Source organism: Corallococcus sp. CA053C, from assembly GCF_003611675.1.
In the GTDB taxonomy this organism is placed as follows: Bacteria; Myxococcota; Myxococcia; order Myxococcales; family Myxococcaceae; genus Corallococcus.
Genome location: NZ_RAWA01000165.1, coordinates 1 through 19,591, shown reverse-complemented (window position 1 = coordinate 19,591; position 19,591 = coordinate 1). Strand labels below are relative to the sequence as shown.

Genomic DNA, 19,591 nt, shown 5'->3' with positions numbered 1-19,591 from the left:
TCCCCCAACCCCTGGCCCAGCCCCACCTGCGACAGGAGGTGCTCGCCGTTGCCGTGGAAGTGCACCACCGTGGGCGCTCCCGGCGGCGCGGGCAGGTAGAAGGTGTCCACCTCGAGCCCCGCGGCCAGCGCCACCCGCCCGAAGCCGGGATGCTGCCGGAGCGCGTCGGGCGAGGTGTGGGGCGCGGGGTAGATGAGGGCGCCCTGCGCGGCGAAGGCGAGCGCGCACAGCGCGAAGTACAGCATGCCGAAGATGAAGAGGACGGCCATGAGCGGGCGGCGGGGACGTTTCACGCCGCCAGTCCATCACACCGCGCGCGGCTTCGGGTGCGCTTCCTGGAAGCCGCGAGCTGTCCGTGTCAGTGCAGCATCGTCGCGAAGAACGACATGCCCAGGTGCACCGCGGAGGCAACCACCAGCCCCGCGCCCACCAGCGCGGCCACCGTGATGGCCATGGGGTTGCGGTCCGAGGCGCGCAGGCCCTGGTGGAAGGTCTTCTTCAGGAACGTGCGCTGGCACTGCACGTGGATGCGGCCCTCCTGCGCGGCCTGCAACTGGAGCAGCATGTCGTCCGCCGACGTGTAGCGCTGCGCGGGGTCCTTGCTCATCCCCTTCGCCACGAACCACATCAACTCCGCGGGCACCGGGCCCTGCGGGCTGTTGAGGTGCATGGGGGACAGGGTGAGTTCGCGGGTCTGCACGGCCTTCATGATCTCCGGCACCGACGTGAGCCCCTCCAGGTAGTGCGTGAGGCCGAGCAGCTCGTGGAAGAGCACCGACAGGCTGTAGATGTCGCTGCGCGCGTCCATCGTGTCGTGCTCGCCGCGCGCCTGCTCCGGGGACATATAGAGCGGCGTGCCCACCACGGAGCCCAGCTCCGTGTGGAGCGGCCGGGCCTGCGCGAGCTCCGCCGACGTGGCGCCTCCGGGGGAGGCCGGCGTGGAGGCGGCGGCGCCCACCCTGCGCGCGAGGCCCCAGTCCAGCACGGTCACTTCACCGAAGGGCCCGACCATGATGTTCGCGGGCTTCAGGTCGCGGTGGATGAAGCCCTTGCCGTGCGCGTACGACAGCGCGTGCAGCACGCCCATGAAGATCTGCACCCGCACCTGGAACGGATAGCGCAGCAGCGCGTTCAGGTCCGCGGCGCGCAGGCGGGCGATGATGGACTCCAGCGTCTCGCCCTGCAGGTGCTTCATCATGAAGAAGTAGCGGCCCTGCTCATCCACGCCCACGTCGTGCACCGGCACGATGTTCGGGTGGTCCAGCGTGCCCACGGTGCGGATCTCCTCCACGAAGCGCAGCACCCGGTCCAGGTCCGCGCCCGGCGGCAGCCGCTTGAGCGCGACCTCCCGCTCGATGTCGTGGTCGCGGATCAACACCACTTCGCCCATGCCGCCCTGGCCCAGCGGGCGCACTTCCTCGAAACGCTCGCGTTGCAGGGGCACCACGCTGGGCTGCGCGCCCGTCCACTCCACCCGGGGCAGCACCGTGTTCCGGCGGCTGGAGGTCGAGGCTCCCGGCGTGAGCGTCGGGGCCCCCTCCGAGCGGGACGACGGAGAGATGAGCGTGTTTTCCAGGCCGACCGCGAGCGTTTGCCTCATGGGCGCCAGGAATAGCAGGCACAGCGTGCGCGCGCCCACCTACGCGCAGTCCATGACGCAACCGCGCGAAACCACTGGGCCGGCGGCCGACCAGGCGTCAGTTCGCCGGGGTGAAGGGCACGTCGAGCACCGGCAATTTCGTAGCGCCGGGCAGGTCGTAATGCCACCACTCCATCTTGTTGCGCTGGAAGCCCGCGCCCTCCATCGCCTGGCGCAGCAGCTCCCGGTGTTCGCGCGAGGCGGGGGTGCCACCCCTGTAGCCGTGGTGCGCGGAGGGGGTGAAGTCGTCGAAGGCGGTGGGCATCTCCACCTCGCCCCCGTCGGCCGTCGCCAGCGTCAGGTCCACCGCGCCGCCCCGGTTGTGGTTGGAGCCCTTGCGCGGATCCGCCACGTAGCCGGGCTTGGGCAATATCTTCCACATCTCGTACTGCACCGCGCGCGGGCGGTAGCAGTCATAGACCTTCAGCCGGTAACCCTGGGGGCGCAGCACGTCCGCGGCCTGTTTCAGGCGCTTCACCGAGTCCGGCAACAACAGACACCGTGCGCCGTCCGGGTACACCTGCCGCTTGAGGAAGTTGTCCTTCGTCGCGTAGCGCAGGTCGAGCACCAGGTCCGGGATGACGGTGGTCGCGTCCACCAGCTCCACCTTCGGCGCGGCGGCCTTCGGCTTCGGCTTCGCGTCGTCGGCCAGGGCCGTAGCGCTTCCCAGGAGCATGACGGCCAGCGCGAGTCGCGTCGTCGTCCGCATCACCGCACCCCTTCCACGTAGGTCGTCGGGTCCGCCACGCCGGCTTCCTGGAAGCCCTTCGCGCGCAGCAGGCAGCTGTCGCAGTGGCCACAGGCGCGGCCCTGGGGATCCGGGTCGTAGCAGGAGAGCGTCATGCCGTAGTCCACGCCCAGCTTCACGCCGGCCTGGATGATCTGCGCCTTGGTGAGGCCGGAGAGCGGCGCGTGCACCTGGAAGCGCGCGCCCTCCACGCCCGCCTTGGTGGCCAGTTGGGCCATGGCCTCGAAGGAGCGGATGAACTCCGGGCGGCAGTCGGGGTAGCCGCTGTAGTCCACCGCGTTGACGCCGATGTAGAGGTCGGTGGCGCCCACCACCTCCGCGAGCCCCAGCGCCAGCGAGAGGAACAGCGCGTTGCGCGCGGGCACGTAGGTGATGGGGACGTCGTGGGACATGGCGTCCTCGGTGCGGTCCTTGGGCACCGGGATGTCGTCCGTGAGGGCCGAGCCCCCAATCTGCCGCAGGTCCACGTTCACCACGCGCACGTCGCGCACGCCCATCGCCTGCGCCACCTTGCGCGCGCGCTCCAGCTCCACCGTGTGGCGCTGGCCGTAGGCGATGGACAGGCACACCGGCTCGAAGCCGTCCGCCTTCGCCATCGCCACACAGGTCGTCGAATCCAGTCCGCCGGACAGGAGCACCACCGCACGCTTCGCCATGCCATCCTCCACTTCGGGGCGGCGCACGTTACACGACGGGGCGGTGCTCCGGGGGCTTCAGTCCTGCCGGTCGCCGCGCACCGTGTACACGGTGGTGCAGGTGGCCGGCTGGCACTTGCAGGTCGCACCCTTGCCCGGCAGGAAGACGTCCGTGAGCGTGCCGCACGCGAGCGACACGTCGTAGCCGTTCTCCGTGGGGGCGGGGATGTCGCCCTCGGGGACGCCTCCGTCCAGGCGCGTGCAGTCGCGCGCCACGTTGCGCGACTGGCTGTCGCTCAGGAGCATGACGTTCAGCGCCTCCTCGATTTCGGAGTCCTCGCAGCCGGTGCCGCACGAGGCGCGCGGCGCGGTGGCGCGGTGGGTGGAGCTGACGCTCTGGCCGGTGTAGCCCGCGTCGCGCGCGAAGCCGAGCACGGTGAGGAAGCCCGTGCCCGCGTCGGTGTCGCGCGAGAAGGTGCCCTCGAAATAGAAGACGCCCGCGTCGTCCAGCTGCGCGAAGTCGCGCGAGCCCGCGTCGCAGGTGGTGCGCGCCGCGTCCAGCTTCGCCTGGAAGCGGAACGAGCCCAGCACCTGGTTGCCCGGGTACACGGGGTCGGAGAAACAACCCGCCGCCACGGCCAGGGCCGCCGCGGGGAAGAGCGCCAGTGCGAGTCGCTTCAGGTGCATGTCGTCCCCGAGGTTAGACGTCCAGCGAGGCCAGGGCCAGTTGGTGGAAGGCTTCGCTGCGAGCGAGCACCGCGCCCACCTCCACGCCTGTAGGGTCGCCGCCGCGCGAGTCGGCATCCAGTTGCGCCAGCACGCGGCCCGCCGCCAGCGACGCCGGCATCGCGCGCCAGGCCGCCACCGCCGCGGCCTCCCACGCCAGCACCGTGCCGGGACGGGTGAGCTGCACGCCCGCGTCGCCCAGCGCCAGCGCCAGCGCGCACAGCCAGCCCAGCTCCACCGCGCCGAAGCACCCCAGCGCGCCCGCGCCCAGCACCAGCGCGTCCGGCGACGTGAGGTACGCCTCCACGCCGCCGCGTGGTTCGACGGACAGGCGCACGGCCTCCGCGCCCAGCGACGCGAGCACCGGCCTCAGCGCGACGTGCAGGCGCGCCAGGCTCTCGCCCGTCACCGGCACCAGGCCGTCCGGCTCCGGGTGCTGGAAGGTCTGCGTGGCGCGGATCAGCGCGGACACGGGAGCGCGCGGCGCGGGGGCGTCGCTGGAGACGAGCGCTGCGCCAATGCCATCCGTGCGCTCGGCGGCGTCCGCGCGGCCCAGGGCGTGCAGCGCTTCCGCGTACAGCGTCCAGCCGTCCACGTCCGGCCACTTCTGGCGCAGGAGCGCCGGCCAGAAGCGCACCGCGAGCGCGGCGCCATCCGGGGACGACGACAGGCGCTCGGTCACCCAGCGCGTCAGCTCCGGCGTGAGGTGGTTGCCTTCCGCCAGCCGCTCCGTGAGGCGCACCGCGGGGCCCACGAGCTGGGCGTCCAGGTAGCCGCGCAGGATGACTTCCAGCTCCGCGGGTTCGTGAGTGAGGCGCTCGCGCAGCCGCAGCGCTTCGCCCACGAGGCCGCGCGCTTCGGCGAAGCGCACCCGGCGGGCGAGCCGCTCGTCCGTGTCCGGGAGCTGCTCCAGCTGCGCGGCGGCTTCCGCGTAGCGCTCCTGGGCCTCGAAGGCGTCCGCCAGCCGCTCGCGGTACGGCGTCCACGCGTCGGGGCCGTCGAGCCTCGCCAGGGTGTCCGCCAGCGCGAGGAACACCGGGGCCTCGCGCGCCTCGTCCACCAGCGCGAGCAGCGACCGCACGGCGGCGAGGCTGTCCGGATCGTCGGAGAGGGCTTCCTGGAAGGCCTCGCGCGCCTCGGCGGGCTGCTCCAGGGGGCCCTGCAACAGCTCACCGCGCTCCAGGTGCAGCAGCGCGCGCGCCTTCACGTCGACGGTGTCCTGCGCGAGCAGCGCCAGCGTGCGCTCCGCGGACTCCCGCTGGCCGAGTTCGAGCTCCAGGGCGTAGCGCTCGCGCAGCAGCTCCTCGCGGCGCGCGGGCCAGCCGTCCGCGGCGAAGGCCAGCGATTGCACGCGCGCGGGTCCTGGCAGCGCGCGCACGCGGGCGAGCACCGCTTCGGCCAGCGCCTCGGGCTCCAGGCCCAGCTCCGGCAACAGCAGCATCAGCCTCGCGGCGAGGTTTGGATCCGCGCCCAGCTCGTCCAGGGCGCGGAGGCGCGCGACCACGGGGGCCGGGCGCGCGCGCAGCACCTCGTCGCGCAGGGCCACGGCGAAGACCGCGTCGCGCTCGTAGGACAGGGCGGCCAGCTCCAGCAGCCCTTCCCATTCGGAGTCCTCGCGCAGCCCGTCCGCGAGGGCGCCCGCGTGGGCCGGATCCGCGTCCGGCATCGCGACCAGGGCCCAGAGGGCCACGCGCGTGCGGGGGACGTCGCCGGCCTGCGCGGCCATGGCCAGCGCGTCGGTGTACTCGCCCGCGGCCATGGCGGGCGCGAAGCCCACGTCCAGGGCGCGCGCGAAGGCGCCCAGGCGGGCGAAGCGTTCGGCCAGCTCCCCCGGGGAGAGCATGTCCGGCGCGTCGGTGGCGATGCGCTCGATGACCTCCAGCGACTCGCCCATGTCGCCGGCCTTCTCCCAGAGGCCCGCGGCCTCCAGCAGCAGCGGCGGACGCTCTTCGGGCGCGGCCAGGCGTGCGGCCTGCAACAGCGCGCGGGCCGCGCGGGGCGCGTCTCCCGAGGCCCGGTACAGGTGCGCGACCAGCAGCGCCGCGCGCAGATCCGGTTCGGTGGCGACGGCGGCCTTCGCGGCCTTCAGCGCCTCTTCCAGCAGGCCTGCCTTCTCGAAGGCGCGGGCGGCGGCCACCAGCAGTGACACCCGCTGCTCGCCCGACACGAGCTCCGCGCGGGCCACGCGCACCTCGGCGCGGCGTGCGTGGGCTTCACCCAGCAGCGGCTCCAGCGCTTCCAGGGCGTCGGCATAGCCGGCCCCGGAGGGACCGCGCGCCACCACGGCTTCGAGTGCTTCGCGGGCGGCGTCCTCGCGGCCCGCGTCTCGCGCGAGCCCGGCCAATTCCAGCCGGAGCACGGCGGCTTCGTCCGCGTCGTCCGTGCGGGGGACCAGCCGCTCCAGCGCTGCGAGCAGGGCCTCCGACAGCTTGCGCGTGCGCAGCCCTTCCACCAACGCGCGCAGGGCGGCCGGGTTCTCCGGATCCGCTTCCGCCGCGCGCTGCGTGAGGGCCCAGGCCGTGTCCGCGTCCGACAGCGAGTCGTTCGCGACGGACGCGGCGGCGAGCAGCAGCTCCGCGGCGCGCGCGCCTCCCGCGGCCTCCGCGCCGACCTCGTAGATGCCCAGCAGGTCGCCGTGACGGCCCAGGGCGCGCAGGCCCTCCACCGCGCGGTCAATGACATTCGCGTCCGCGGGGCGCAGCCGGGCCAGCGGCACCAGCGCGTCGATGGCCTCGCGCGGATCATCGAAGAGGTCCGCCGCGCGGCGCAGCAGCACCTCCTCCGTCGCGGAGTCCTCGGCCCGACGCGCGAGCTGCAACGAGGCCCGGTACAGCCCGGGGCCGTTGCCCGTGCGCGAGTGCACCTCGGCCAGAAGCGACAGCGCTTCACCGCCGCGCGCGCCCTCCGGCTCCAGCGACACCACGGCTTCGAACGCGTCCGCCGCGTCGTGGAAGGCGCCCGACGCGAGCGACGCATGGCCCAACCGCAGCCACGTGCGCACCAGCACCGGCACCGGCAGCGAGTCCCCGCCCAGCGCGAGCACGCGACGGTCGTACGGCTGCGCGGCGGCGGGGCCTCCACCCTGGGCGGCGAGCTCGGCGCGCGCGCAGAGCGCATCCACGTCGCCGCCCGCGCGGCTCAGGTAGTCGTCAAAGGCCTCGGCGGCCTTGAGGGCTTCGCCCGCGTCCAGCAGGCGCTGGGCCCGCTCGCGCAGCAGGGGCAGTGCTTCCGACGGCGACACGGCCTCGGCGCGCTGGCCCAGCAGATCCGCCAGTCGGCGCACGTCTCCGGCCGCGCGCTCACGCACGTGCACGAAGGCTTCGGCGTTGGCGGGATCCAGCTCGAACGCGCGGTCCTCGCAGAGGATGGCGCGCTCGCGGGCACCGCCGTCGCGGAAGGCACTCGCGGCGGCGAGGTAGCTGGTCGCGGCCTCGGCGGGCGTCTGGCGCTCGGCGCGGCGGAGCATCAGCTCGGCCAGGGCCTGCCGCTCTCCGCTCTCCTCCAGGAAGGCGCGGTGGCGCGTGAAGACGGGCTCCCGGAAGGGGTCGGCCTCCAGGAGGATGGCGTCGAACTCGGCGGCATCCGCGGGGCGTCGCACCTGGTGCAGCAGCTCCGCGGCCTGCGCGGTGAGGTCCAGGTCGTCCGGCTTCGCGGCGCGCGCGGCGATGAGCGCGGCGGCGGCGGCCTCCGGCTTGTTCGCGCGGTCGCGGTAGAGAACCGCGGCCCGGTAGAGCAGCGCCGCGTGACGGTCGACGTCGGTTTCGGCCTCCGCGCACTCCTCGTACCAGGCGGCCAGCTCCGCGAGCCGACCGTCGCGCTCCAGCAGCTCCGCGAGCAGCCCTTCGGCTTCCGCGAGCGCGCGGTCCTGACGCAGCGCCTGCCGCAGGAAGCCCTCGGCCTTCGGCGCGTCCGCGAGCTCACCCAGGTTCAGGCGCGCGAGCCGCAACAGCACCGCCGCGCCCTGCTTCGTGCCCGTCAGCCGGGGCAGCGCTCGCTCCCACCAGCGCGCTTCGGCGGACGCGTCGTCGCGGCGCTCGGCCAGGGCCGCGCCCAGGCGGGCCGTGTCCAACTCCTCGGCGAACCCGAAGGCGCGCTCCAGGGACTCTTCGGCCGCGTTCAGGTCCAGCTTCACGTCGCGCAGCAGCTCCGCGCGGCGACGCTCACAGGCGGCGGCTTCGGCGCGACGGTCCTCGGAGGCGAGGAGGTCGCGGGCATTGGCCAGTGAGCGCAGCGCTTCGTCCGCGCGGCCCAACACCTCCGCGAGCCGCGCCTCTTCGTCGTAGGCCGCGAGCGCCGCGTCCACGTCCCCGGCCTGGAGGCTGAGCGCGGCCACGTGTTGAAGCTCGGCCAGCAGCTCCGTCGAGCGGCCCGTGTCCCGGTAGAGCGCGGCCAGCCGACGGCGCAGCGGCAGGGGCTCCTTCGCCATCTGCGCCGCATGCGACAGGAGCGACGCCGCGATGCCCGCGTCCGCCAGCGCTTCGCGTGCGCGCTCCGCCAGCGTCACCAACCGCGTGACGGTGGCCTCGGAGGGCGCGAGCACTCGCGCGTGGGCGACGCGCACCTCGAAGGCGCCTCGCGGATCATCCTTCTCCAGCAGCGCGGCGAGCCGTTCGACGGCGCGCTCGCTCAGCGGACGCTGTGTGAGCAGGTGGCGGTACGCGGCCACCGCGCGCTTCACGTCGCCGGACTGTTCCGCCAGCTCGCCCAGCCGCAGGGACACGGCCTCCGCCGCCTCCGGGGCCGCGCGGAAGTCCGCCGCCGCGACCAGGGCCTCCTGCAACGGAAGGGCTTCGCGCACCGCGCCGCGCAGGTAGAGCAGCTCCGCCAGCGTGGACAGGTCCTCGCCCCGCGCGGGCACACGGGCATGCGCCCTTCGCGCGAGGGTCAGCGCACGGTCCAACTCCTGCGCCTGCCGCGCGTACGTGACGCCTTCTCGCAGCAGCGATGCGGCCTCGGCGGGCTCCGCGTCCTCCGCCGCGGCCTCCAGCAGCCCCGCGGCCTCCAGCAGCTCGCCGCGACCGGCCACCAGCGACACCAGCCGACGGCGCACCACTCCATCGCCCGGGGTCAGCCGCAGCGCCTGTCGCAGCGCGGCCTCGGCGGGCGCGCTCTGGCCCAGCCGGTCGAGGTAGAGGCTCGCGAGCTGCGCGTACAGCGTCGCCGCGACGGTGGGCGAAGCGTGCGGGGCCTCGGCGGCGAGCAGCTCCGCGAGCCGTGCCCAGTCCTCCAGGTCGCGCAGCACACGCTGCAACGCGTGCGTCGCCTCCTCGTGGCGGGGCGCGAGGAGGAGCGCGGCCTCCAGGTCGCTCGCGGCGGCCTCGCGGTCGCCCTGCCCCTCCAGCAACGTGGCGCGCAGCTGGAGCGCTTCCACGCGGCGCGCGATGGGACCCTGGCGCGCGGCTTCGGCGAGCGCGGCGGCCTCTTCCGCGGGCTTGCCCTCACGGCGGGCCAGCTCCGCGAGCGCGAAGAAGGCATCACACCGCGCATCGGCGGGCAGCTCCAGCGCGATGGCGGCGCGCAGGGCGTCCCCAGCGGAGGCGCGCTCGTCCTTCTCCAGCAGCACGGTGGCGAGCGTCAGCAGCCGCTCACGGGCGCGGGCGCCGAGGGTCGCATCCGCTGCCACGGCGCGGCGCCACGCATCCAGCTCCGCGGGCGCATCCGCCGCCTCGCGCGCCAGCTCCGCGAGCATCAACAGCAGCGGCGCGGGCTTGCGCGACAGCTTCGCGGCCTGCGCGCCGTCATCCCGCGCGGGCCCGACTCGACCGGCGCTCCGGTGCAGCGCGGCGCGGCGCGCGAGCAGTTCGGCGCGGGCCTCTCCGGACGCGGCGGACACCAGCGTGCCCAGCAGCTCCAGTCGCTCCGCCTCTTCGTCCGCGGTGCCCGTGCCCGGCGGGGGCAGCAGCTCCAGCAGCGCCTGCGCCGCCCACGCGTCCTGCGACTCCTCCGCCAGCAGGCTGCGCAGCGAGTCCGCCGCGGCGCTCGCCCGGCCCAATGACAGACACAGCTCGGCCAGCTCGCGGCGGGCCTGACGGCGGGCGTCTCCCGCGAGGCGCGGCCACAGCTCCACCAGCAGGTCCGCCAGGGCCTCGCGCGCTCCAGCCTTGCGGTGCAGCGCGGCCAGCTCCAGCCGCGCGTCCAGGTCCTCCGGCGTGCGCGCGCAGAACTCCGCGAGCAGGCGGCGGGCCGCGTCCGTGCGGTTCGCGCGCACGGCGGCGGTGGCGGCCTTGCGCGTGAGGGCCACGCGCTCCGCCTCGCGCGGTGCATCCGCGTCGGCGGGCGGCAGGGCCAGCACCGCCTCGAAGTCCTCCAGCGCGGCGCGGGCATCCGGCGTCAGTCGCAGCTCGCCCCGGCGGATGCGCGCGGGGGCGAAGGTCGCATCGCGCTCCAGCGCCTCCGCGAGGAAGGCCTCCTCGCGGCTCGTGCCCGTGGCCAGCAGCGACGCGCGGAAGAGCAGCTTCGCACCGGCTCGCGCGTCCGGCACCAACGAGGCCCGCCGCGCGTACAGCCGCGCCGCCTCCAGCTTCTCGCCGCGCTCCAGCTCCAGCTCGGCCAACGCCTCCAGGACCTCGGCGGCCAGCGGGCCCTCGGGGCTCGCCTCCAGCGCGGAGGACAGGCGCATCAGCGCGGAGGACTTCTCCCCGCGCTCCAGCAGGGCGCGCGCGCTCTGGAGGAACAGCGGCGCGGCTTCTTCCGCACGGTCGGCGCCCGCGAGCGCCTGCGCGCGCGTGGCCCACAGCTCCGCCAGCGCCTGTGTCTCACCGGCCTCCGTGTAGAGGGCCTCCAGCCGCGTGGCGAGCACGTCGTCCAGCCGGCGCAGCGGGAAGGCCTGCGCATAAGCGGCGATGGCGCCCTCGCGGTCTCCCAGCAGCTCGCACGCCCGACCCAGCCGCGCGCGCACGTCCGCCAGCTTCTCCGGCGCCGCGGTGCGCGGCAGCATGGCCAGCAGCGACTCCAGTGCGCGCCGCGCGTGTTCGGGCCGCTCGCAGCGCAGGCTCAGGTCCGCCAGGTCCAGCAGCACCGCCGCGTCCGGGGCCAGCCGCGCCGCCTTCTCCAGCGCCACCAGTGCGTCGCCTACGCGTCCCAGCCGCGCCTCCAGCACGCCGGCCAGCTCACGCAGCGCCGCCGCCGCGAGCCGCTTGTCGCCCTGCGCTTCGGCCACGCGCGCGCGGGCCTCCAGCGCGGTCGCGAGCCCGGCCAGGTCCGCGCGCTTGCGCTGCAGCGCGCACAGCTCGCCCAGCGCCGGCAGGTCGTCCGGCTCCGCGCGCAGCACTTCCTGCAACGCGTGCACGGCGAGGTCCAGGTCGAAGGCGAGGTCGCGCGCGGCCACCGCGAGGCGGCGGTACTTCTGCGCGCGCTCCTTCGGCTCCGGCGTCAGCCGCGCCAGCGCCGCGAGGCAGCGGGTGAGCTGCGCGCCATCGCGACGGGCCTCGGCGAGCGCGAGCAGCGACTCCAGCGCGGGGCGGTGGTCGCCATCCGCCTCCAGCGCGAGCGTGAGCAGCTTGTCCGCCTTGTCCGGCTGCTGGAGCTTGCCCCGGTACAGCTCGCCCGCCTCGGCCCACAGCGCCGCGCGCGCCTTCGGTTCCTCCTTGAGGGCGGCGGCCTTCTCCAGCGCCTCGGCCAGCTCCTGCGAGCGGCCGGTGACGCGGAAGTATGGAATCAGCTCGTCCAGCGCCACCGCGTCGCGCGGATCCAACGCGAGCGCGGCCTCCAGGTGCTCGCGCGCCCGCGCAGGGTCGCCCAGCCGCGTGCGAGAGAGCCGCGCCAGCGCGTGATGGCTCTCGTGCGCGGCGTGACGGATGCCCTCGGAACGCGGCGCGGGGCCTGCGAGTTCCAGCGCCTGCTGGTAGCCGCTCAGGGCCTCCTGCAAGCGCCCCAGCCCTTCCGCCACGCGCGCGGAGGCGAACAGCGGCTCGGGTTCACCGGGCAGCAGCGACACCGCCTCGCGGTAGCGCAAGAGCGCGTTCTCCGGCTGCTTCAGCCCCTCTTCCCACACCCGGCCCGCGAGCAGGTCCGCCTGTCCCACGCGGTCCAGCTCATGGCGCGCCATGGACACTTCACGCAGCCGGTCCAGCGCCTTCAGCGCGCGCAGGTGCTCGCCGCCGCGGTGGCACAGCTCGCCCAGCAGCAGCAGCGCGTCCGGTTGATCCGGCGACAGGCGCAGCGCGGCCTCGCAGTGCAGCCGCGCCCCCGCGATGTCGTCCTCCGTCTGCGCGCACAGCCGCGCCAGGTGCACGTGCGCGTCCGCGGCCTCCAACGGGTCGCGCGCCAGGGCCGCGAGCCGCCGGTACGCCCGCACCGCCCCTGCCCTGTCGCGGGCCTGATCCGACGCGCGCGCCAGGGCCTTGAGCGACGGCAGGTGGTCCGGCTTGAGCCCCAGCAGCTCGTGCAGCGCCTTCACCGCCACCTGGGGCGCGGTGTCGCGTGACGAGCGCGCGGCGGCCTCGGCGGCGAAGAACGCGGCGGCCTCTTCCGACGTGCGGCGGGCCAGCGCGCACAGCGCGAGGTAGCGCTCCGCCGCGCGGGCACCCTCACCCCGGCGCTCGCGCACCACGGCCTCGCCCCACAGCGCCGCAGGGCTGCGGTCGCGACGGCGCAGGAGCGTGGCCGCCACGTCCAGGGCCAGGTCGTGCGCCTGCGGATCCGCCACCAGCAGCGCCAGCAGGCGTTCGGCCGCGAAGGGGTGCGCGTCCTGCGCATCTCCGGCCTGGAGGTACGCCTGCCGGGCCTCGGCGAGCCGCCCCTGCGCGACGAGGTTCTCCGCATCCGCGAAGGCCCGCGCGCCCTCCAGCGCCAGCATCAGCTCCTCGTCCGGCGCGGCGGGCGGCGGCAGCCCTCCGGCGGCGAAGCGCAGCCGCAGGCCGGTGCTGGAGACCTCCGCGGCGGACAGGCGCGCGGTGTCCAGCGTGGGCACCTTGTAGCCCCGGCTCAGCGCGGCGCGCTCGCACAGGGCGGGCAGCACGCGGGTGGAGAAGCCGGTGGCGCCCCGCACCTCCACGTCCGGCAAGAGCCCCAGCGCGCCCACCGCCGTGGACAGCAGCCCCGGCAGTTGCACCGACGGCGTGGCGGAGAAGCCGTAGAGGCGCACGTCGTAGACGTAGACGGCCAGCCGGTCCCCGTCCGCGTCGAAGGCGATCTTGAACGTGAACGGCGTGCGCTCCGGCGCGGGCAGCCGTCCCTGGCCCTCCAGGTAGCCGGGGCGGAAGTGCAGCCGCAGTTCCTCCACGCCAGCGAGCCGTCCCGCCAGCTCCGCCACCTTGCGCGTGATGAGGTCCGCGTCGACCGACAGCTCCAGGAAGCCGAAGAGCAGCTTCTTGCGCTGGTAGCGCGTGGCGCCCGCGCTGACGTTGAACGGGAAGCTGACGTCCGGAATCTGGAGCGCGAAGTCGGAGATGCGCAGGCCGGGCTGCACCTCCAATGCCGGAAAGCCCACGAACGCGCGCCGATCCAACAGGCGAAGCTCGGGGGCGGCGCCCGACGGGGCGGCGGACTTGGGGGACTCGCTATCGGTGGCCATCTTCGGAGGGGGGAGAGGCTACCATGACCCCTAAGCCCCCGAAATTTTGGACAATCCCCCCGCTCGCACGGCAGGCGGCGGGGCGCCGGGCACCCAGGTGGTTTTCCTGATCTTCCTGGCGACGAACGCCATGCGCGGCAGGCGGAAGCCGTGCAAGATGCCGCGCCGTGCTGGTCCCCGACGCCCTGGTCCTCGATGGTCGTTTCCGGGTCCTCGGACCCCTGGGGTCCGGGGGCATGGGTGAGGTGTACCTGGGCGAGCAGGTGTCCCTGGGCCGCAAGGTCGCCATCAAGGTCCTCCACCACGACCTGCACGCCCAGCCCGGCATGGCCGAGCGCTTCAAGCGCGAAGCCCGCCTGCTGTCCGCCGTGGAGCACCCGTCGGTGGTGCGCATCGTGGACTTCGGCGAGTCCGGCGACGCCGCCTGTCTGGTGATGGAGTTCGTGGAGGGGCAGAGCCTCTACGACGCGCTCCTCCAGGGGCCGTTGCCAGCGCCCCGGGCGCTGTCGCTGCTGCAGCAGCTGGCGGAGGGGCTGGCGGCCATCCACGAGAAGGGGATCATCCACCGCGACCTGAAGCCGGAGAACGTCTTCATCTCCCCCAGCGTGCGCGGCGAACAGGCGCGCCTGCTGGACTTCGGCATCGCGAGGCTGGTGGAGCCGGACGCCAACAGCGCGCTCAGCCAGATTGGCGTGGTGCTGGGCACGCCGGAGTACCTGTCCCCGGAACAGGCCATGGGCGCGAAGGTGGACACGCGCAGCGACCTGTACTCCTTCGGCGTGCTGGCCTACCGCGTGCTGTCCGGGCGGCTGCCGTTCGACGGGCCGTCGCCGCGCCACTTCCTGTCGCAGCATGCCTCGCACGCGCCGCTGCCCCTGGAGCGCGCGGCGCCGCAGCTGTCGCGCTACGTGGGGCTGCTCTCGCTGGTGATGCGGCTGCTCGACAAGGATCCGGCGAAGCGGATGCAGACGGCGAACGAGCTGGCGGACGCGCTGGGCATTGCGCACGCGGCACTGGTGGCGTTCACGCCGAGCCAGGGCACGCCCATCGTCCACGCGGGCATGACGCCGTCCGGCGGGATGGCGGCCTACGGGCCTCCGGGTGTCCTGCGCGGCGAGCCCTCCGGCACGGCGGCCTTCGGCGTGACGCCGCAGCAGCCCGGTCCGGGTTCGGGCACTTCGGCCTTCGGCGTGACGGAACCGACGGGAGCGCCCCCGGTGACGGCGCCGTCCGTCCAGCCGCGCACGGGCACGGCGGTGTTCGGAACGGCGGCCCGGGTGAGTGGCAGCATGGGGGCGGTAACGGGCGGCGCGGCGGTGGCGAAGCCGCAGAACGTGACGGTGATGCTCACCGACATCCAGGGCTTCTCCGAGCGGATGAGCCGGCAGACGCACGAGGAGAACGCGCGGATGCTGGACACGCACGACCGGCTGCTCCTGCCGCTCCTGCGCGAGTACGACGGCAAGCTGGTGCAGAAGCGCGGCGACGCGTTGCTCGCGGTGTTCCGGGCGCCCTCCTCCTCCCTGCGCTGCGGCATGGCGATGCAGCAGGCGCTGTGGCGGCACAATCAGACGGTGCCGCCCGAGCAGCAGCTCCACGTGCGCGTGTGCCTGCACGCGGGCGAAGTGCTGGTGACGAGCGACTCGGTGCTCGGCGAGCCGATGGAGGTCGTGAAGGCGGTGGAGCACGTGGCCGCCGCGGGCGAGGTGACCTTCACCGAAGCGGTGAACATGGTCCGCAACCGCGCCGAGGCCGCCGCCGAGCCGTGCGGCACCATTCCCCTCCCCGGCCGCGAGGAGCAGGTGCAGCTCTACCGCGTCGTCCGCGCGGCGGAGGGCCCGCCGTTCGCGGAGGCGCTGGGGCTCCGGGACTCCGCGCCCAGGCGCTCGCCGCTGGAGGCGCTGAGCAGCCTGGGCCCGAAGCTGCGCACGGGGATGGAGGCGCTGAAGGTCCTGGGCCAGAAGGCGGGCGCGGGCGTGACGGTGCTGCGCCAGCGGCCCCGCGTGCTGGGCGGAGCCGTGGCGGCGGTGGTGCTGCTGACGGCGGGAATCGCGTGGTGGGTGCATGCGAGTGATCCGCTGGTGAAGGCGCGCGCGTTGTTGGAGGAAGGCCGCCCTGCCGAAGCGCTCCAACAGTTGAACGGGCCGCCCGTGCAGAAGGGAGCCCCCGCGACGCGGCTGCGCGCGGCGGCGAAGCACGCGCAGGGATCGCACGACGAAGAGCACGCCCTGCTCCTGAACCTGGACAAGGAAGGCCGGGCGGGCGTGGACACGCGGCTGTTGGACGGGCTGGCGGAGGATTTCGGCGACAACGAGCAGGACCGCTCCGTGCGCCGGGTGCTGGAGACGCTGCCGTCCAAGACAGTGCGCTCGCACTTCGAGGCCCTGACGCGAGGGGAGCGGTCGCCCAGGCAGTGGGGCGCGCTGCGCTACCTGGAGTCGGTGCAGGCCACGGAGGGCCTGGACCTGGTGGGGCTCTACACGGCGGCGCTCGACGCCTCCGATTGCGGCGTGCGCACGAAGGCGGCCACGCGGCTGGCGGCGCTGGGCAACCCCTCCGCCCTGCCCGCCCTCACGCGCGCGGCGGAGGCCGCGAAAGAGAAGCCTCCCGCCGGAACGCGGCCGTGCAATCCGCTGCCGTTCACCCGGGCCGTCGAAGAGCTGAAGAAGAAGACGCAGGCGGCGCCGTAGCTCCACGGCGCCAGTGATCTCCGAGAACATCATGCGTTGGGTGTCCCTGCTCCTGTGTGCATGGTGGTTGGGCTGTGCCGCTTCGGCGGATTCCCGGCCCCCCCTGCCGACCGCGCTCGCCTGGGAGGAGTCCGCAGAAGGCGCTCACGAATGTGACGACAGCGGCGAGGACGTCTGTCTGTCCCCGGTGTGCTCCGACACCGGGTGCGCCCTGTATCGATGCGAAGACCTGTCACCGGGCCGGCTTGTCCGCGCGTTCACGGGGCCAACGCCTCCCGTGCTGATCGCGCCGGGCAGTGGCGCGCAGAGGACGTGGGGCAGCGCGCAGGGCCTGCCAGGGGACGCGCTGCCCGTCATGGTGTTCCGCTGGCATCGGCGCGAGAAGCTGCCCAGTGAGCTCCAACGGGAACGGGCCTACGAGGAGTGGGCACAAAAGCCGAAGGAGCGGCATCACCTCTTTCCCCAGGCCTTTCAGGACTACTTCGCGCGCAAGGGCATCAACGTGCATGACTACGTCTTCGCCATCGACGCGGAGGTCCATGCCCGCATCCACCGGGGGAAGAACGGCGGCCCCTGGAACGCCGAATGGCGCGCGTTCATCGAGCGCACCCTCGGCGAAGCCCCGAAGCACGAACACCTCGAGTACGCGGGCGCACTCATCCAGAAGTTCTTCCTCGTCGGCTACACGATGACCTACTGGCAAAGGGTCGACCTCACACCCATTCCCAGGGACTGAATGCGCTACTTCGAGCTTCGAGAGTCCACGGATGCCACCCCCTGGACCGGTGAGTTTCGCGCGAGGAGGCAGTGGGGCCTGCCCGGTGTGGCGTGTCCGACGTGCCATGTCGAGTGGAGTGGCGTGCTGTCCCATCCCGCCGTGGACCTCTCCCGCCTTGCGGAACGACAGGCGTTCGAGACGCCTCGGTTGGAGCCCTACGCAGAATACGCTCGGCTCGCGGAGCAGGTCCGTCCCCTGCTTCCACCGGGCGCAATGCTCCAGCCCGGTTGCACCTTCGGTCCCTTGCGCGGCACGGCACAGGGGCGGTTCGGGCCCGTCACCGTCTTTCCCTCCTGGGAGATCTTCCTGCGCGAGGACACCCTGACGTCCTTCCGTGCCGGCCTGCTGCGGGGTCTGGTCCCGGTGCAGGCGGAGCTCTCCTTCCCGACGAAGGACCCGCAGCAACTCCATGAGCTTCAGTTGATCCCCATCGGGCGCCTGCACGAAGCCTGTCTTCCCGTGGGAACACCACCGCCGTGCGCGACGTGCGGGCGGCAGGGCTTCAGGATGCCCTCCCAGCGGTGGCTGGATGCGGACTCCTTGCCTGCCGACCTCGACATCTTCCGACTGGAGAACGCGGTGACGCTGATCATCGCCACCGAACGGTTCGTGGAAGCGATCCGCGCGCTGGGCCCCAGCGACGTCGGGATCGTCGAAATCGACGCGCCGTAGTCCCTCGTGTGGCCCATGGGCCGCGCTTTCGTGTCACGGGGCCCGCGCCTTCGTCCCTGCGTTCAGGTCATGTCAGCGCGGATCCGTTCGCACGCACCTTGCATCCGCGTGGGCCCTCCCATGCCTCCCTTCCCTCTTCCGAGTCCCATGCTTCCACTGCGTGCCTGCGTCCTGCTGCTCCTCCTGTCAGCCTGCGCCTCCACTCCTCCCGTTGTTGCTTCCACCACCGCCACGGACGAAACCGTGCTCGCGGAGGACGTGCGGATCCGTCGCATCGCGCCCGGGGTCTGGGTGCACGTCACGAACGCCGACACGAAGTGGGGCAGCACGCCCGCCAACGGCCTCATCGTGGAGGACGGCGAGTCCTCCATCCTCGTCGACACGGGCTGGAATCCCCGTCATGCCGAAGCCCTGCTCACCTGGGCACGCGACACGCTGCACCACCCCGTGCGCGCCGCGCTGGTGACGCACTTCCATATGGACCGGACCGGCGGAGTCCCCGCGTTGGACGCGCAGGGCATTCCGGTCTACGCCCGCGAGGACACCGCGCGTCGCGCCGCGGCCCAGGGCAACCCCGTGCCGGGCCAGCGCCTCTCGGATGCGCAGGACTTCGGGCCGCTGTCGGTGTTCTTCCCCGGCGCCGGCCACACGCCCGACAACCTCCTCGTCTTCCACCCGGCCACGGGCGTCCTCTACGGAGGCTGCTTCATCAAGGACGCGTCAGCGAAGGACCTGGGCAACCTGGAGGACGCGGACACCGCGGCCTGGCCCTCGAGCCTCCAGCGCGCGCGCCAGCACTACCCCGACGCGCGCGTCATCCTGCCCGGCCACAACCTCCTCGGAGGACCGGAGCTGCTCGGCCACACCGAAGCCCTGCTGCGCGAAGTGCCACCCGCCGCTTCGCGCTGAAACGTCAGTCGTCCCGGTGGGCATGGCCCTTCTTCTTGCCGTTGCCGTTGCCATGCCCCCGGTCGTCGTCATCATCCCAGTCGTCGTCCCGACCGCCGCCCTTGCCCTTCACCTTCTCGTTCACCTTGATCAGGTTGCGCGAGTACGCGTCGTAGTCCAGGTGCAGGTGCCCCTTCGCCCCCTGCGCGAAGGCGCGCATCTTCACCTTCCACACGTTGTTCCCGGTGAGGTGCGCCTCCTGCAACTCGCACTGGTACCCGCGGGAGCGACACTGGTCGAACCCCCGGTGCACCGCCTCGTCGTAGCTCATCGCCACCGGACGCGACGGCGGTGGCGGGCGAGGTGACGGACGCGAGGGGCCGGAGCGGGCCACGATGCATCCCGGAGCGAGCAGCAGGGTTCCCAGCAGCAGGGGCAATTTCATGCGCGGGATGACGCCACACCCGCGTCCGGATTCAAACACGCCCCCCGTATGCCTTCACGACTGCCGTGAGGCTACAAACCTCCAGGAGAGGCGAACGCGACGAACAACTCTCCGGCAAGGTAGGCGCGCAGCCCCTTGCTCGCCGGTCGGATGTAGTCGTTGAGCAGGGTGCCCTTCGCCTGACGGTGCACCGTGGGGAACGCGAGGTTCATGTGGCTGCGCGCCACACCCTTGCCGCCCCGGTGGATGAACGTGACGGTGCCGTCCGGATCCACGCGCTCGACGACCGCGATGTGCGTCATCCCGTCGTTGCGCTTGCCGTCGCGGTTGCGGTCGTACGTCTCCTTGAAGAACGCCAGGTCCCCGGGCCTCGGGTTCAACCGGTGCACCGCGCCCGCCGCCTGCGCGCGCCGGAAGATGCCCGTCACCGCGTTCTCCCCCGCGAGGAAGCCGTGCGCGACCAGGTCGATGCCGGCCTGCAGGTACGCCAGCCGCACCAGCCCGGAGCAGTCATTGGGCACCGAGCGGTCCAGCCTCCGCGCACCCACCAGCTGCGCCGCGCGCGCCACGATGCCCCGGGCCAGCTTCGACGGCGGCGGCAACAGCTCATCCCAGAAGCCACCCGGGCCTCGCGTGGGCCCCGTGAAGAGCGCCGCGGCCTCCAGCGCCGCCGCGATGACCCCCGCCTCCTCCGGCAGCGCGCGGGGGTCCGCCTCCATCAGCGCCGCCAGTCCGTCGCGGCCCTCCGGCGTCACGAATTCCAGGGGAGGCGGGGCCTCCGACTTCACGCCCAGTGCGCCCTCGGCGCCCACCGCCGCGACCCTCGGCGAGGCCCTGGAAGCAGCAGGGGTTTCGG

At 73.5% G+C, this 19,591-nt stretch carries 11 protein-coding genes and 1 pseudogene; 4 read left to right on the top strand and 8 right to left on the bottom strand.

Annotation, left to right across the window (positions count from 1 at the left end; translation table 11 throughout):
* The 6 genes and pseudogenes from D7V97_RS21715 to D7V97_RS21690 form a co-directional block, all read right to left on the bottom strand.
* Positions 1-293: pseudogene (locus tag D7V97_RS21715) on the bottom strand (alpha/beta hydrolase); the annotation flags it as partial.
* Between the two features lie 65 nt (positions 294-358).
* Positions 359-1,600, bottom strand: a complete 1,242-nt coding sequence (locus D7V97_RS21710) for a serine/threonine-protein kinase (protein ID WP_120612569.1) — start codon at positions 1,598-1,600, stop codon at positions 359-361.
* Between the two features lie 97 nt (positions 1,601-1,697).
* Positions 1,698-2,348, bottom strand: coding sequence for a D-alanyl-D-alanine dipeptidase (gene ddpX / locus D7V97_RS21705; protein WP_199728891.1), 651 nt, complete (start codon positions 2,346-2,348; stop codon positions 1,698-1,700).
* Positions 2,348-3,043: a 7-cyano-7-deazaguanine synthase QueC gene (queC, locus tag D7V97_RS21700; protein WP_120612565.1), complete on the bottom strand. Its 696-nt coding sequence runs from the start codon at positions 3,041-3,043 to the stop codon at positions 2,348-2,350. The genes ddpX and queC overlap by 1 nt, the downstream gene beginning before the upstream one ends.
* A 57-nt stretch (positions 3,044-3,100) precedes the next feature.
* Positions 3,101-3,709, bottom strand: a complete 609-nt coding sequence (locus tag D7V97_RS21695) for a hypothetical protein (protein ID WP_120612564.1) — start codon at positions 3,707-3,709, stop codon at positions 3,101-3,103.
* Between the two features lie 13 nt (positions 3,710-3,722).
* Positions 3,723-13,262, bottom strand: a complete 9,540-nt coding sequence (locus tag D7V97_RS21690; RefSeq protein ID WP_120612563.1) for a flagellar hook-length control protein FliK — start codon at positions 13,260-13,262, stop codon at positions 3,723-3,725.
* Between the two features lie 185 nt (positions 13,263-13,447).
* Here D7V97_RS21690 and D7V97_RS21685 point away from each other — a divergent pair, with 185 nt between their 5' ends.
* From D7V97_RS21685 to bla, 4 genes are all read left to right on the top strand, one after another.
* Complete coding sequence (locus tag D7V97_RS21685; RefSeq protein ID WP_255424830.1) at positions 13,448-15,952, top strand: protein kinase; 2,505 nt, start codon at positions 13,448-13,450, stop codon at positions 15,950-15,952.
* Between the two features lie 31 nt (positions 15,953-15,983).
* The gene (locus D7V97_RS21680; RefSeq protein WP_120612567.1) at positions 15,984-16,688 is read left to right on the top strand and encodes a TIGR02269 family lipoprotein; all 705 of its coding nucleotides are present in this window, start codon (positions 15,984-15,986) and stop codon (positions 16,686-16,688) included.
* Positions 16,689-17,402 carry a double-CXXCG motif protein gene (locus D7V97_RS21675; protein WP_120612561.1) on the top strand — a complete coding sequence of 238 codons (714 nt, stop codon included), beginning with the start codon at positions 16,689-16,691 and terminating at the stop codon, positions 17,400-17,402. It abuts the gene before it with no gap.
* 147 nt (positions 17,403-17,549) lie between these two features.
* Positions 17,550-18,311, top strand: coding sequence for a subclass B1 metallo-beta-lactamase (gene bla / locus D7V97_RS21670; RefSeq protein WP_120612560.1), 762 nt, complete (start codon positions 17,550-17,552; stop codon positions 18,309-18,311).
* Positions 18,312-18,315: 4 nt separating this feature from the next.
* On the opposite strand, the gene D7V97_RS21665 is transcribed toward bla, so the two are convergent.
* Both D7V97_RS21665 and D7V97_RS21660 read right to left on the bottom strand, forming a co-directional pair.
* On the bottom strand, positions 18,316-18,735 hold the full coding sequence (locus tag D7V97_RS21665; protein WP_233583045.1) for a hypothetical protein: 420 nt from the start codon (positions 18,733-18,735) through the stop codon (positions 18,316-18,318).
* Between the two features lie 71 nt (positions 18,736-18,806).
* Positions 18,807-19,591, bottom strand: a 785-nt coding sequence (locus D7V97_RS21660; RefSeq protein WP_147444915.1) for a CHAP domain-containing protein, incomplete at its 5' end; no start/stop codon positions are given.

Bases quoted from the DNA above. Each gene is read 5' to 3' on its own strand.
- bla (WP_120612560.1), top strand. From the start codon at position 17,550: ATGCTTCCACTGCGTGCCTGCGTCCTGCTGCTCCTCCTGTCAGCCTGC.
- D7V97_RS21695 (WP_120612564.1), bottom strand. From the start codon at position 3,709: ATGCACCTGAAGCGACTCGCACTGGCGCTCTTCCCCGCGGCGGCCCTG.
- queC (WP_120612565.1), bottom strand. From the start codon at position 3,043: ATGGCGAAGCGTGCGGTGGTGCTCCTGTCCGGCGGACTGGATTCGACG.
- D7V97_RS21665 (WP_233583045.1), bottom strand. From the start codon at position 18,735: ATGAAATTGCCCCTGCTGCTGGGAACCCTGCTGCTCGCTCCGGGATGC.
- ddpX (WP_199728891.1), bottom strand. From the start codon at position 2,348: ATGCGGACGACGACGCGACTCGCGCTGGCCGTCATGCTCCTGGGAAGC.
- D7V97_RS21690 (WP_120612563.1), bottom strand. From the start codon at position 13,262: ATGGCCACCGATAGCGAGTCCCCCAAGTCCGCCGCCCCGTCGGGCGCC.
- D7V97_RS21675 (WP_120612561.1), top strand. From the start codon at position 16,689: ATGCGCTACTTCGAGCTTCGAGAGTCCACGGATGCCACCCCCTGGACC.
- D7V97_RS21680 (WP_120612567.1), top strand. From the start codon at position 15,984: ATGCGTTGGGTGTCCCTGCTCCTGTGTGCATGGTGGTTGGGCTGTGCC.
- D7V97_RS21710 (WP_120612569.1), bottom strand. From the start codon at position 1,600: ATGAGGCAAACGCTCGCGGTCGGCCTGGAAAACACGCTCATCTCTCCG.